This window comes from Shewanella sp. JNE2, from assembly GCF_023159115.1.
Classification (GTDB): Bacteria; Pseudomonadota; Gammaproteobacteria; order Enterobacterales; family Shewanellaceae; genus Shewanella; species Shewanella putrefaciens.
In genome coordinates this window covers 4,442,977-4,457,364 of the sequence record NZ_CP096169.1, presented here as the reverse complement: position 1 = coordinate 4,457,364, position 14,388 = coordinate 4,442,977, and the positions used below count along the sequence as shown (strand labels likewise).

The window sequence follows — 14,388 nt, the reverse complement described above, 5'->3', positions numbered from 1 at the left end:
CTTCAGGTCATTGGCGAGTGATCTCAGCTTTTATTTTAATTATCAAATAATAAGGTGAAAAACAATCCGGTTTTTTAAGTTATCGACTAGGCAAACAGGCAACCTATGGGGCGTGATGGTGTTTACCATTTTGACCTTGTTCTGTTTGACTCAAAACAGTGGAATACTTAATTTGCTGCTCAAGGAGTCGAGCGTGCAGGCGATGTCGGCTACGTCTTTTTCGAGTGTAGCTGCAAGCGCCAACTCAGCCGTTAACACTGGCTCAACTTCAAGCAGTATGGCTAGCAATGCTGATGCCCAATTGCTAGGTGCTGAGTTGGTCAAAAGTAAGCCTAAAAAATGTGAATTGTCTGAGAAATCGATCCGGATCTGTATCGATGCTCCAAGTGCCATTCCATTACTTATCCTGTTGTTCCTACTTCCGTTACTTCCCCGCGCCTCCCGCGTGATAACTCTGCTACCTATACCCAGTTATCAAGCGAAGCCTAGGCGAATACATCTCACATTCTGCCGTTTTCAAGAATAGAAATAGCGTATTTATCCACTCTTGAATTAAGCCTGCTATCACGCTGATGTTTCTTAAGCCGTTACTCTATTTGTCACTAGAGCATGGTTAAGAAGCAAAGTAAGCCTTTACACGGCATAACAAACAGTTAATGCCTATTTTGGGAACAAAATGAGTATATTAAAATCCATATTTACCAAATTCTGGATACTCGCCTTGATAGTGACGAGTCCGTCGCTAATGGCCGCATCGACGGGCTGGCTGGTTAATGATAATCACCCGCCAGCCAAAGTACGTTTTATGCTGACGGGCGAAGTTGATCCCGCAACGAATACTTTGTCCGCTGTGCTTGAAGTACAACTTGAGGGCGATTGGAAAACCTATTGGCGTAGCCCTGGGGAAGGCGGTATCGCGCCGAGTATCAAGTGGGATGGCTCACACAATCTACAGCAAGTGGATTGGAGATGGCCAGCGCCAGAGGAATTCTCATTATTGGGGTTACAAACCTTTGGTTACAAAGGCAATACCACCTTACCCTTAACTCTAAAAGTCGATGATATCGCTGCCCCAACTCAGTTGCGTGGCAAAGTGACCTTGTCCACTTGTACCACTATCTGTGTTCTGACGGATTATCAGATGAGTCTCGACTTCACGCCCAATGCGTTGCAAGCGGATACCGATGCCATGTTGGCTTACAACAAAGCCGTGTCGCTTGTACCGCAAAAAGTGTTGACGAAAGAGGGCCAAAATCCTGCGATGACCATGGGTTGGGATACCGCCAAAGGTCAACTTGAAGTCAGACTTAATGATGCCAACTGGCAAAGTCCAAGCGTGATTATCGATGGTGAGCCAGATACCACATTTAAGCTAGTGAGCTTAAAACCGAGTGAAAGTGATGTTAACGGCAAACAATTGATTGGTATTTTTAGCGGTAAAAGTTGGCTTGGAGAGCCAGAAGTCTTAGGTAAATCGCTGAATGTCACAATAGTCGATAGCGAGCGAGCATTGGAATACCGCGCCGAAGTGAAGCCTGTGGTGATTACCCAGGAAAGTACCTCAATATTCGGCATGATTTTGTTAGCGCTTATTGGTGGTTTGATCTTAAACGTCATGCCCTGCGTGCTACCTGTGCTGGGTATGAAGCTGAGCTCAGTGGTTGCCGCGCCTGATCTGAAGCGTAATCAAATTCGCCAACAGTTCATCGCATCGGCTTTGGGAATATTGGCCTCATTCTGGTTATTGGCTGGCTTTATCTTAATGCTTAAGCTCACGGGTCAAGCGATAGGCTGGGGAGTACAGTTCCAAAACCCTTGGTTTATCGGCTTTATGGCGCTGGTGACCACAGTGTTTGCCTTCAATATGTTAGGTGTATTTGAGATTAACTTACCCTCTAACGTGCAAACCAAGTTAGCGACAACGGGCGGTAATAATAACAGCGGTCATTTTTTACAGGGTATGTTTGCGACGCTGCTGGCGACACCGTGCAGTGCACCATTTTTGGGTACTGCGGTCGCCTTCGCTTTGGGCGCCGATGTACTGAGCTTGTTTGCCGTCTTCACCGCGCTGGCCGTAGGTATGGCGTTCCCTTGGTTAATAGTGGCGGCATTTCCGCAGGTGGCGAGTTGTTTCCCTAAACCCGGCCGCTGGATGAACACAGTGAAAGTGTTTTTCTCTGGCATGTTGCTCCTCACCAGTTTATGGCTCATTAGCTTGTTGGCCAGCTTTATCGATATGCTGTACCTGTGGCCATTAGCGGCTGTCATTACACTGATATTTATGGTGTTTATGGCTAAAAAATATGGTGCGATTGCCATTGTGAGCTGCTTAGGTATCGGTATTTTACTGTCGGCGGTTATTACCTTTATGACGCTGAATCAGTGGGCTAAACCTTTACCTGCGGATCTTGCTTGGACGCCATTGGATCAAGCATTGATTAATCAGCAGGTCGCCCAGGGCAGGACAGTATTTGTCGATGTGACTGCCGATTGGTGTATCACTTGTAAGGCCAATAAAGTTGGTGTGATCTTGCAAGACCCTGTTTATAGCCTGTTGCAACAGCCGCATATTGTGCCGATGAAGGGCGATTGGACTACGCCTTCTGAGCCTATTACTCACTACCTGCAAAGCCATAATCGTTTCGGGGTGCCATTCAACGTGGTTTATGGCCCGGGTGCACCGCAGGGGATTGAGCTGCCGGAAATTCTATCGACTGACCTTGTGCTTGCTGCGATTGAGCAGGCATCAGCATCCCCTGAAAAGTCATCCGTAGTGGCAGGGAAATAACGCGAACAAACAGCCATTCACTCGGTAATATCACTGGCGAGTCTCATTTAATAGCAAGTCGAGTGGCACTCTACAAATACTCAGGTCAGGGATAACCCTGACCTAAAAATGGAAACGTATTATGAAACAGATGATTACAGTAAAAAAAGAAACGGAATCAATGCAGGGCAATCAAATTATTGGCACCACACTTATGTCGAAATTTAGCCTTTTATTCAAACATCTTCAGTTGCAGATGTTTGCCATATCGGGAGTGGCCATGGCAATGCTGGTGGTTTCCTTGCCTTCGCTGACGACCTCTGCCCATGCCAAGGACAGCAGTTTATCGGCGGCGCAGCAGCAAGAAGTGCGAGCCATCATTAAAGATGCCTTGATTAATGATCCGGACCTAATGAGAGAAGCGATTCTTGCGTGGCAAGCTAGGGAGCAACAGGGCGCAGATGCCGCAATGCAGGCTAGCTTAGCGAGTCATCATCAAGCCATGTATGAAACCAAAAGTGACCCATGGAAGGGGGCTGCAACGCCTGAGATATCTATGGTGTATTTCACCGATTTTAACTGTCCATACTGTAAGAAAATCGAACCTTCGCTGAACAAGTTGATTGAGGAGTTTCCGCAGTTGAAGATCATAATCAAAATGGTGCCGCTGCAGGGCGAAGGCTCCCAAATGGCGGTCGATTTTGCCCAAACGGTTTGGTTAAACGAGCCAGAAAAGTATCTCAAGGTGAAGGATATGTTGATGTCGAGTCCGCGTGGACTCGATGCCGCCGCCATCGCTAAGGTCGCTAAGCTGACGGACACCGAGCGTTGGGTGGGCAATATAGATGAACGCGTTGCTAAAATGGTCGATGACAATATTAATTTAATGAATGATTTAGGTATAGGTGGCACCCCAAGTATGATAGTGGCCGATACGCTTATTCCTGGATTAGTGCCTTACGAAGAGTTAAAAGCACAGCTTGAAGCCGCGATTGCCGCCAAAGATAAGACGCAGAAAATCCGTTAAGATGCAGCCAAAGGAAACTGAAAATATGAACGCCGAACAGGTTTCAATATCTTTACCTAAACGCATATTGGGCTGGATTAAACAGCTGGCACTTTGGCTGTTAATCGTCCTTGTATTGACCAGCGTGATGGACATCTGGCGCGGCAAAGATATCCCGCGGGATAATTTGCCGCCTTTACAAGGAATGACTTTGACCGGGGTTGAGGTTGATATCGCAAAACTTAGTCAAGATCAGGCAGTATTAGTGTACTTTTGGGGCACTTGGTGCCCTGTGTGTAATTATGTCAGCCCAGCGGTGAGTCAAATGTCGGCCTATTACCCTGTGGTCACGGTTGCCATGAGTTCGGGTGAGGATGATAAACTGAGAAAATATCTTCAACATCAGGGTTATGGCTTTGACACTATTAATGATAGTGACAGTAAGATTGCCCGTGATTGGTCATTACAGGCAACGCCAACCATTATGATCGTTAAAGAAGGTGAGTTAAAACACTACACGACAGGCTTTACTAGCCTGCCCGGTATGTGGTGGCGAATGCTCCTTGCTTAAACGGAACCAGCAAACATATCGCATTGAGTGAAAGGGGATTAAGTATGCAAATTAAGCCAGTGATTTTGGGATTAGTGACAGGTGTAGCATTCAGCTTACCAGTCTTTGCTGATGATGTACCCCAACGCGGCTGTGCCGCCAAGTTAGAGGCCATTAGCCAGCAAATTGAGCATGCTAAAACGGCGGGTAATACATATAAAGTAGCAGGGCTTGAAAAAGCCTATAAAGAAGTCATGACCCATTGTAATGACGATAAGCTATATGCTGAGCGATTGGCAAAAATACAGGCGTTGGAAGCGAAGTTAGTCGAACGTCAAAATGAACTGACTCAAACGGTAAAAGAAGGCCGGCCGATGGATAAAGTCAGTAAAAAACAGGCTAAGGTTGCTGAAGTTGAGGCTGAGCTTGCCAAGGCTAGGGAAGAATTGGAACGCTAAGTTTCTATCGCTGTGAGAGCGAAATTATTCTAAATAATGTGTTGTTAATTTTTTAAAGAGTAATGTGCTTTCACTAAGGTATTAATCGAACTGAGCTTGGAGATACCTTAGTAACGGCTATTGTGTTAACCCAGTTAGGAGTGAAACTGTGGATCAAGAAATAAGGCTCGAAATTTCTAAGTGGCTAGCGGGCTTTGGAATTGATAGCCAACCCTCTGATGGAATGTCTACCACCATCATCATTTTTGCTTGTTTACTCTTGGCGGGAATCGCCTATTTCATTGTTCGGCGTGTCGTTATTCGAGCCGTTAATATGGTGATCCAACGTTCTAAGGTGACTTGGGATGATGTTTTTATGCGTCATAAAGTGCTTGAAAAGCTGGCGATGGTAGTGCCTGCCATAGTGCTTAATTTATTGATCCCTATTGCCTTAACGGAACATCCATTATTAAGTGGTCTGGTTGACCGATTATTGAGTATTTGGCTAGTGGTACTGATGATCCGCGCCATTTATGCTGCTTTAGATGCGGTTGATGAAATATCAGATGTGAACCTAGTTGGACGACGTCTCCCTGTTAAAAGTTTTGTGCAGTTAACTAAGCTGTTTTTGTTCTTTGTTGGGATTATCGTTTCTATCTCAATCTTGGCTGATCAGTCACCTGTGTACTTCCTCAGCGGCTTAGGTGTGGCAACGGGTTTTGTGATGCTGGTGTTTCGCGACACTATTCTAGGTTTTGTGGCGGGCATTCAGTTGGCGGCAAACCGAATGGTGAGCAAGGGCGACTGGATCCAGATGGACAAGTACGGTGCCGATGGCGCAGTCGAAGAGGTCTCGTTAACCACTGTCAAAGTGCGCAACTGGGACAAAACCATCACTATGATCCCCGCATACGCGTTAGTCTCGGATGCGTTTCGTAACTGGCGTGGTATGTCTGAGTCGGGTGGCCGTAGGATTAAGCGTGCGGTAAATATCGATATCAATAGTATTAAGTTTTTGACTGAGGATGATCGGAATCGCCTCAGTAAAATCAACTGCTTGAAAGAATATTTTCCTGCAAAAATTAATGAAATCCGCGAGTCAAATGCTAAGGTTTCTGACCTTGATATGATAGTGAATGGACGGCATTTAACAAATGTCGGGACTTTCCGTGCTTATTTACAGGAATATTTGCAACGTCACGATAAAGTGCATAAGGATATGACCTTGATGGTGCGCCAGTTAGCGCCGACGACCGAGGGATTGCCTATTGAGATTTATATCTTTACTAACGATACCCGCTGGGCATTTTATGAGGCAATCCAAGCCGACATATTTGACCATATTTTTGCGGTATTGCCTGAGTTTGGTTTGCAGGCCTTCCAAGCGCCGACAGGCAATGATATCCGCAGTCTAAAATCGGTTAAGGTCGAGGGTTAGTCTCGACTGATCAGAATCACGGCGAGGGTTAAAAATACTCCGCCGCTGGTTCTGTCAAACCAATGGAGTTTGTTACTTGCCCTAAGCGTTGGTGCAAGTACGTTTGCCATACTGGCGTAAATCATCACAAATCCAAAATCCACTACGGCCCATGTAAGTGCTAATAGGGTCAGTTGTGGCACTTGCGGCGCAGAGATATCAATAAATTGCGGAAACAATGCGGCAAAAAACAGTAAATCTTTTGGATTGCTTATTCCCACAAGAAAAGCCTGTTTGTAGAGTTGTTTAGGTGTCCCTTTACCTTTTAATTGGCTGACTTCAATGGGGGCCGCATGGCTTTTCGTCAGTAGCAGTTTAATACCTAAAAATACTAAATAGGCAGCACCACACCATTTGAGTAAGGTAAAGCCATAGTCTGAAGCGCTGATAACGGCACCTAATCCTGCAGCAGAGGCCATCATCAAAATTAAAGCCGCACTCACACTGCCAAGACCTGTAGCTATACTGCGTATTTTACCGAAATGGATCCCATGTGACATAGACAACATAGCGATAGGTCCGGGCGAAATGCCAATCAATACAATGGCAAAAAGATAGAGTAACCAAGTGTCGGGGTGCATATATGTCGCTCTAAATTGAATTAATGTTTATCGCTCGCCACAAAATCAGGGATCACCTTAGGATGGCGACCTTTAATGGTGCGGTAGAAGCTCAAAATATCCTGCATATCGGTTGTGATAACGCCACAGGGCTGCAATGGCGTCCGTATAATGACAGTGCGGCGACTAAAGTCTAGCCCTACAGGAGTAATAGGTACCCCAGCTTTGCTGGCAATATGGTAGAAACCGCACTTCCAACGCGTTACGGGGCTGCGGGTACCTTCGGGGGCGAGTGCCAGTTTGTAATCGGCTTTAGATTCAAAAAGTTGTACGGCAGTATCGACTAAATTATTATTTTTACGCCTATCTACTGGGCTGCCGCCTATGGCACGAAAGAACCAGCCCCAAGGTGGGATAAAGAGTTGATGTTTACCGAGAAAGTGAATTCGAGTTCCTAAGGCGCCACGGGCTAAAACCCCCACTATAAAATCCCAGTTACTGGTGTGTGGCGCAACGATGACGATGTATTTAGCACAGTCAGGGAGTTGCCCTTCTATTTGCCAACCTGAAATGTTGAGTAGCCAGCGGCAAAGTATGGTAAACATAGTGAGATACTCAGAGTAGAAAAATTAATAATATCATCAGCATTTTAGCTTATGGTATGAGCGAGGCAAGATAGTCTAGACTAATTTGGCTATAGTACTTGACTGTGGGGGGGGACGATACGATGTTGAAAAAAGGGCGATTAAACAAGCTTGTGTTGCAGCGTGTTTTGGCGGCGCTTTTACTCTTAGTGACTTGCCATGTAAATGCGGTACCAACGGATGACATCACCCAAATGCTCAAAGGCCAAGAAGATGCGTGGAATCGTGGTGATCTTAACGCCTATATGCAAGGCTATTGGAAAAATGAGCAATTACGTTTTGTTTCAAATGGAAAATTTAGCTATGGCTGGGAGGCAACCCTTGCTGCTTATAAAAAGAATTATCCCAATAAAGAAGCGTTGGGCGAGCTTAAGTTCACCATCAAAGAAATCAAAATGTTAAGTAATTATGCTGCCATGGTTGTGGGACGTTGGGATCTACGCCGTACAAAGGATGCCCCTTCAGGCGTATTTACCTTGTTGGTTGAAAAAATAGAGGATCGCTGGGTGATTACCATGGATCACAGCTCAGACTAAGTTCTGCTCTAACTGCCTGTATTCGTTGTGGCGGGTAACATGAAGTGAAAATCCTGCTGCCCAAGTTGCCTACCTTTGCCATCGTATCTCACTTCGGTGAAATGCATGCTGCCTTGAACATCTTCTAGTAAAACGCTGGTGGAGCGTGTTCCATAATCGGGATGGCGAATATAAATTGCCGCTAAACGTCGCTCCCATTCGAGCCCAATTCCTGTGTTGGGTAATTCGTTATCCAATGGTTGGGAATCATCTTTCATCAGTTGGAGTAGAGCGGGTATCTCTATACTTTGCGATTGATTGATCAATGCCTCTAATGCCTGCTGTCCCTTTGCCATTTTGGGCCAAATATCATCGAGTGCTCCATTGCTAATGGCATGAAATCCATCGGATAGTTTTATAGTTTGCTTATTTAGGCTGTTAAAACAATACAGATGTACACCTTGCCCAAAAACCAAGTTGAAGGGCTGATAATTATCACTATGCTCGGCAAGCCAATTAGGACAAATCAGTGAACCAGAGCTGAGTGCCTTAGTAATCAGTTCTCCACGACTACGCATCGCTTCAGGACTCTTTTGTGGCACTCGTAAATTAGTGACTCCAGCAACTTGTCCTTGTTTATTGACGCCAAACCAAGTGCCGCCAGCCTGCATATCTTTACCTGCCAGAATATTATGGTCTGGTGACCAATAATGGGCGGGGGCCGTTGGCCTATGGTGAAACTCATCACGGTTAGCGCAGATGATGAGGGGGTACTGAGGATGGGCGTTGATAGCCACAAATAGTATGCACATAACAGGCTAAATTAATCTCAATGTTGGATTAACTTAGCCTGTCTACTCACAAATGAACAGTATTAGTGGTGGTGTGAGTCTTTATCCGCCTTGCTATGCCCGTGTGAATGGGTATGAGATTGATTTTTTACTGGCGGGTGTCCATGGCTGTGCTCGTTATGTGCATGCCCATGTTGATGTGATTCTGCTTTACCCAACATAAGACGACGTAAAAACTGGCGAGGGCCTAAACGTAATAAACTCGCAGCAAAAAGCGCGGAGAGTATCAGCAGTGCCAATATGTTGATTATTTCCGGTAGCGTGACAAGCGAAAACCACACAGGTAAACGCATCGAGGCAATTAAGGCTATCGCAATAAGAGATAGTAATACGCCTCTTTGCTGCCAAGTCATCAATTTAAGCTGAGCAATATTAAGCACCGGCGCCGCAATGAGTGGCAGAATAATCGCCAGCGGACTCCAGCCACTGTAAGCAAGCGCCAAGGCTAATACGGCAGCACCTAAGTTACAGAAACGCATAGGTAAAAAAACCAATAACAGCACTATGAGTTGTAGTACAGGGTGGTTTAAGGGGACTGATGGATGACCGATAAGATTCACTAACACTAAGCTCAGTAGGATCCATGGCGCGCTACGATCGACTAAGTGCGCAAAACCAAAATGCAGCGCACGATGGGGTAATTGAGAGTGTGGATCGGTTATTTGAACCTGAGCATAGCTTAAATACACGCTCAGAATCAAAGTGACAACTAATTGAAATAAAGCAAACCAAGGTCCGAGTAGTAGGAAAGTAATTACCAAGGCTTCAGGCCCCGCTAAGCGTTGGAACCAGCGTCGAGTTAAGCTGTTATCCTGAGGCGTTAGGCCAAATTTAAATCGAACTGCTGCCGCTGTATAACTCAGTAGAAGTATGGGGGCAAGTATTAGCAACCAAGGTATTAGCTGCTCTGTGCTGTGATCATGGTGGGCATGTTGATGGCCACCAGTATCCATCAACAGCAATGCCATTAATAAAGCTATCCCTAATAAGCTGCCAATACCTGCTTGGTATTCATATTTGCCTTGTTTATCGGTTTCATGCTGACCATGGGGTTGATGTAATACAACATGTAAAATTGAGCCTGTTACAAATGCTTGTAAATAAACAGTTTTATCTATGCTTGTGTGTGATAAAAGCTGTTCGCTGGCAAAATAGCCTATGCCAGTGAATACCATAATGGCGGCAAAGATAACGAGCGTCCAACGGATACCAAGATGGGGTTTAAGTATCCACCAAACGGCAAAACCCACAGGGAGCCGATGGAGTATAACGCCCAGCGCTAGCAGAATGGAGTTACCTTCCTGCTGTGCCAACACCATTGCACTACCATCAGTCATGGTATGTAGCAATAAGCCGCTAATACCAAGGAAAAGGGCGAAATTATGGGTGATTTCAGAGTAACGATGAAATAATCGTTCACTGGCTGTTGGCCCCCAAAGCCCGAGGATAACAAAGACGATCGCGAGAATGCCACCATGCTCAAGTAGTTCTGGCAAGATATGGATGAGCACCAACCCGCCCAAAGAGACAAATATAAAGCCATCGAGTCCCTTCTGTAGACCGCTACCCGATGAAAAATAGCGATAAAACAGTGGCCCGATTAAGAGTGCAAGACAACTAGCGAGAAGATAGAGCATGGAGTCCACAATATTTATTGAAAAAACGCCGTAGTATAGCAGTTGTTATGTAAATGAGCAGTGACTTGTTGGTAATTTACCAAACTGACGTACCAATGATATTTGTGTCAATGTCGTGGAGATTTTACTCGGTTTACCCATCTATAAATATCCAGGACTCTGCGGGAGTTTAAAGCGTTTTACCCTGTGGTTAAGCGCGGCGCCGGGACGGAGCATATAGCGCACCCCTTGCATCAACTCAAGAGGTGGCAGCATTCAGCCATTGATGTGTGCTGAATTGAAGTACCTAGGCGCGCTGAAACGCGTATCTTGGGATTGTTGGGTATAGGGCATAAATTTTCATACCCGTGTCGAGAAAAGGTTATACAATATGGGCTTATGTTGGCTTGGGCATTGATAAGTTAAATGGATATATTTTCTGCTGCGGTAATGTTATTTCTGATTATGGACCCTCTCGGGAATTTGCCGATTTTCGCCTCGATTCTACGTCATATCGAGCCTAAAAAACGTCGTAAAGTATTGATCCGCGAGCTACTCTTCGCTTTAGTTATCATGCTCGCCTTCCTCTATGCAGGCGAAGCTATCTTAAGTTTCCTCAATTTACGCTCCGAGTCCGTGAGTATTGCTGGCGGGATTATTTTGTTCCTGATTGCAATTAAAATGATTTTCCCTCAACCCGGTGGTGTTGTGGGGTTAGCGGCAGGTGAAGAGCCTTTTATTGTGCCAATGGCGATCCCCTTGATGGCGGGGCCATCTATCTTAGCCGCACTTATTTTACTCGCCCATACCGATGGCTCTCGTATGGGGGATTGGACGATTGCCTTAGTGTCGGCTTGGGCTGCAAGTGCGGTTATCTTGATGTTTTATAAGCTCTTCACCCGTATGTTGGGGGAGAAGGGTTTAACTGCCGTCGAGCGTCTTATGGGTATGGTGCTCGTGATGATATCGGTGCAAATGTTCCTCGATGGTGTTTCAAATTATATGAAAACGACGGGATAAATAGCATTCAAGTTATCTAAAATGAATAAAGCCGTATTAGCTTAAGGTTAATGCGGCTTTTTTCTTACCGAATATAGGCATTAGCTGAATATCTGCTGACAAAACAAAAAATGCTGCATACAGACAAATGTATCAAAGTTGTTACTCTTGCGGTGTCCTGATAATGTCAATCTTTCTGTATACAAACCATAACGCACCAGAATTTATACTAGATTATAAAGAGGGATGTATTTGCCATCGGATCGGTGTTTTTGTGTTAGCAAGCAGTGTGACAAGGGGCCGGTTTTTATGAGAGGTAAATTAAAAATGCGAAGCATAAAAGACATCACAGCATTTGTGCTGATGCTGGCATTGATGAGCGGCGCCAGTATTGCTGCACCAAATCATACCCCTGCTGATGCAGGGGTGATTAATAAGGAGCGAATCTTATATTGGCTAATTGAGCGCGGTGAGGTTTCTGTTGACGCGAGTGAAAGTGTCAAACAGGCTGCGGTTGAGGCTTATATTCATCGTGCTACCCTAGCTCAACCTAAGGCCCCTCGTATTGAGGTTGAAGCCGAGCATGCTCGTTTACAACAGTCCAAATCATCCAAGTTGATGCGTTCCCCTGCGCAGCGTTTAGTCGCCGATGCTGATGTCACAAAAACGGTGAAAGTATTAGCCGTTCTGATTGATTTTCCAAACCTAAAATATAATAACAATGGCTTAAAAACGGGTGATACAGAGATGTTCTACCCTAGTTATCCTGTCTCTCACTATAAGGATTTGCTCTTTTCTACCTCGGGATTTAAAGGTCCACAGGGGCAGACTTTTGATTCGGGGTACCAGTATTATCAAGCGGTTTCAGGTAAAACCTTCTTCTTCACTGGCGATGTAAAAGGTTGGTATACCGCGAGTCAAAATGCGGAATATTATGGTGCTAATGATGCACAAACCGACAGTGATGCCAATGTAACTGACCTCATTAAGGAGGCTGTATCCCAAGCGGTTGCGGATATGTCGGCGGCTGAATTAGCCAGTTATGATGTTGAAGATCCTTACGATTTAAATAATAACGGCAACTTAGATGAACCTGATGGCATTATCGATCATGTGATGATTTTTCACTCCAGCATTGGTGAAGAAGCTGGCGGAGGAAAGCTGGGGGCCAATGCTATCTGGTCCCACCGATATTTTGTTGACCAAAGGACTCGCGGTTATGCCATTCCGAATTCAACGAAGAAATTGTTTGGCTACACTATTCAGCCAATTGATGCGGGAACTGGAGTGTGTACCCACGAGTTTGGCCATGATTTAGGTTTACCCGATGAATACGATACTTCGTCAAATACCAATAAAGATGGCTCGCCTGTAGGCTTATGGTCTTTGATGTCGGGTGGCAGTTGGGCTGGCAGTATTGCGGGTGCCCAACCGAGTGGTTTTAGCCCTTATGCTCGCTCTTACCTACAGGAAAAATACAAAGGAAAGTGGTTAAATGAGCGTGAAATAACCCTAGCGAGTATTCCTAAGTCGGGGATGGAGTTGATCTTAAATGAGGCGGTTAACCATCAAGCCGTGAATCAAATTTCTATTCCACTTCCTGCTGCGCCTATTCCTTTTAAGGCTCCCTATCAAGGCCGTTACCAGTATTATTCTGGCCAAGGAAATATGTTAAATAACAGTATGAGCTTTGCTGTTAATTTACCTACAGTAACAAGCGATAAACTCACTTTAACGATGAAAGCGAGTTGGAGCATGGAACCTGATTATGACTATATGCAGGTAAAAGTAAGAGGTACAGCAATTCCGGGTAATTATACAAAGTCGGTTAACGCGATGAATAGCGCTCGCCATATCATTACGGGCGAATCGTCAGCAATTCCTCAGGCGGAGGGTAACGATGCTTGGGTTACCTTAGAATATGATTTATCCGGCTTTTCTGGTACAGCAGTTCCTATTGAAATCAACTATGTGACCGATGAGTATGCCTCAGAGTCGGGGGTGACTATCGATAATATCAGCATTAAGCAGAACACCACTGAATTCTATGCTGATAACGCTGAAGTTGCGGGTAAAGTGACATTAAACGGTTATAGTCGTATCCAAGATGCGCGTCCTGGCGCACCATCGCGTTATCTTATGCAATTACGTAGCCATAATGGGGTCGATGCAGGCTTGAGAGTGGCGGGCTTTGATCCAGGCGTATTGTTATGGTTAGAGAATTTAAGCTATTACGACAATAATGTGTCTGCTCATCCTGGGTATAGTTTGATTGGTGTTATTGATGCCGACCAAAATATGATCGGTACTCGTTCTACCGATGAGCAAATCCGCGATGCAGCTTTTAGCACTGTGAGACAAACAGCGTTTGCGGGGGATAGCCATCTTAATGCCGTAAGCCTATTCGATGACAGTTTAGATTACAGTGCGCCGCTGCAACCTCAGTCAGGTATGGTGTTGCAGAAACTAGGCCTAACGATGGAGGTTTTATCCCAAGCCAGCAATAACAGTACTGCGGTTGTTCGCTTAGCCAATGCGAACTCCGCTGTGATAGTGCCATTAACGGTCAGTTTTACTAAAACAGTGAATCAGTTAGCCGTCAACTTTGTCAGTAATACTCAAGGTGCTGTAGGTGCAGTAACCTACGCTTGGGATTTTGGCGATGGCACCACAAGTACAGCGGCAGCGCCAACCCACACCTATACGGCGGCTGGGACTTACACAGTGACACTCACAGTAACAGATACACAAAATACAACAGCCAGTAGCAGTTCAACGGTAACAGTTACCGCGTCTGTCACGCCGCCAGTAACACCTCCGAGTAATGAAGGTTCTGGTGGAGGTGGTGGTAGTTTAGGTTGGTTAAGTCTTGCTTTCCTTGGTTTATTTGCTTGGCGTCGTCAGTTACATGCTTACTAAGAACCAGATGAAAAATGCCTCTATTTAGAGGCATTTTTCTGCATTGT

Annotated in this window: 13 protein-coding genes; 8 read left to right on the top strand and 5 right to left on the bottom strand. The window is 45.3% G+C overall.

Going from position 1 to position 14,388, the window contains the following annotated elements:
- Positions 1 to 150: 150 nt before the first annotated feature.
- Entirely contained in the window at positions 151 to 393 is a 243-nt protein-coding gene (locus tag MZ182_RS21495; protein ID WP_248066771.1) for a hypothetical protein, read from the bottom strand.
- A 283-nt stretch (positions 394 to 676) separates the two neighbouring features.
- On the opposite strand from MZ182_RS21495, the gene MZ182_RS19745 reads away from it, so the two are divergent.
- From MZ182_RS19745 to MZ182_RS19725, 5 genes are all read left to right on the top strand, one after another.
- The gene (locus tag MZ182_RS19745) at positions 677 to 2,788 is read left to right on the top strand and encodes a protein-disulfide reductase DsbD family protein (protein WP_248066769.1); all 2,112 of its coding nucleotides are present in this window, start codon (positions 677 to 679) and stop codon (positions 2,786 to 2,788) included.
- Between the two features lie 121 nt (positions 2,789 to 2,909).
- Positions 2,910 to 3,794, top strand: a complete 885-nt coding sequence (locus MZ182_RS19740) for a DsbA family protein (protein ID WP_248066766.1) — start codon at positions 2,910 to 2,912, stop codon at positions 3,792 to 3,794.
- 25 nt (positions 3,795 to 3,819) lie between these two features.
- Entirely contained in the window at positions 3,820 to 4,344 is a 525-nt protein-coding gene (locus MZ182_RS19735) for a protein disulfide oxidoreductase (protein ID WP_011791182.1), read from the top strand.
- A gap of 44 nt (positions 4,345 to 4,388) precedes the next feature.
- On the top strand, positions 4,389 to 4,781 hold the full coding sequence (locus MZ182_RS19730) for a DUF1090 domain-containing protein (protein ID WP_011791181.1): 393 nt from the start codon (positions 4,389 to 4,391) through the stop codon (positions 4,779 to 4,781).
- 148 nt (positions 4,782 to 4,929) lie between these two features.
- Entirely contained in the window at positions 4,930 to 6,198 is a 1,269-nt protein-coding gene (locus tag MZ182_RS19725) for a mechanosensitive ion channel family protein (RefSeq protein ID WP_011791180.1), read from the top strand.
- Here MZ182_RS19725 and MZ182_RS19720 read toward each other — a convergent pair.
- Together MZ182_RS19720 and MZ182_RS19715 are read right to left on the bottom strand one after the other, a co-directional pair.
- Entirely contained in the window at positions 6,195 to 6,818 is a 624-nt protein-coding gene (locus MZ182_RS19720; protein ID WP_011918325.1) for a LysE family translocator, read from the bottom strand. The genes MZ182_RS19725 and MZ182_RS19720 overlap by 4 nt on opposite strands.
- A 20-nt stretch (positions 6,819 to 6,838) precedes the next feature.
- Positions 6,839 to 7,402 (bottom strand): lysophospholipid acyltransferase family protein, encoded by a 564-nt coding sequence (locus MZ182_RS19715; protein WP_248066764.1) that lies wholly within the window; start codon positions 7,400 to 7,402, stop codon positions 6,839 to 6,841.
- A 122-nt stretch (positions 7,403 to 7,524) separates the two neighbouring features.
- On the opposite strand from MZ182_RS19715, the gene MZ182_RS19710 reads away from it, so the two are divergent.
- The gene (locus MZ182_RS19710; protein WP_248066761.1) at positions 7,525 to 7,977 is read left to right on the top strand and encodes a YybH family protein; all 453 of its coding nucleotides are present in this window, start codon (positions 7,525 to 7,527) and stop codon (positions 7,975 to 7,977) included.
- An 8-nt stretch (positions 7,978 to 7,985) separates the two neighbouring features.
- Here the strand turns inward: MZ182_RS19710 and MZ182_RS19705 are convergent, their stop codons facing one another.
- Positions 7,986 to 8,768 carry an NRDE family protein gene (locus MZ182_RS19705; protein ID WP_011791176.1) on the bottom strand — a complete coding sequence of 261 codons (783 nt, stop codon included), beginning with the start codon at positions 8,766 to 8,768 and terminating at the stop codon, positions 7,986 to 7,988.
- Positions 8,769 to 8,830: 62 nt separating this feature from the next.
- Entirely contained in the window at positions 8,831 to 10,444 is a 1,614-nt protein-coding gene (locus MZ182_RS19700) for a hypothetical protein (protein WP_014611782.1), read from the bottom strand.
- Positions 10,445 to 10,849: 405 nt separating this feature from the next.
- Between MZ182_RS19700 and MZ182_RS19695 the strand changes: the two genes are divergently transcribed.
- Together MZ182_RS19695 and MZ182_RS19690 are read left to right on the top strand one after the other, a co-directional pair.
- A complete protein-coding gene (locus MZ182_RS19695) occupies positions 10,850 to 11,443 on the top strand; it encodes a YhgN family NAAT transporter (RefSeq protein ID WP_011791174.1) in 594 nt (197 codons plus the stop codon).
- Positions 11,444 to 11,749: 306 nt separating this feature from the next.
- Entirely contained in the window at positions 11,750 to 14,341 is a 2,592-nt protein-coding gene (locus MZ182_RS19690) for an immune inhibitor A domain-containing protein (RefSeq protein ID WP_248066853.1), read from the top strand.
- Positions 14,342 to 14,388: the final 47 nt, after the last annotated feature.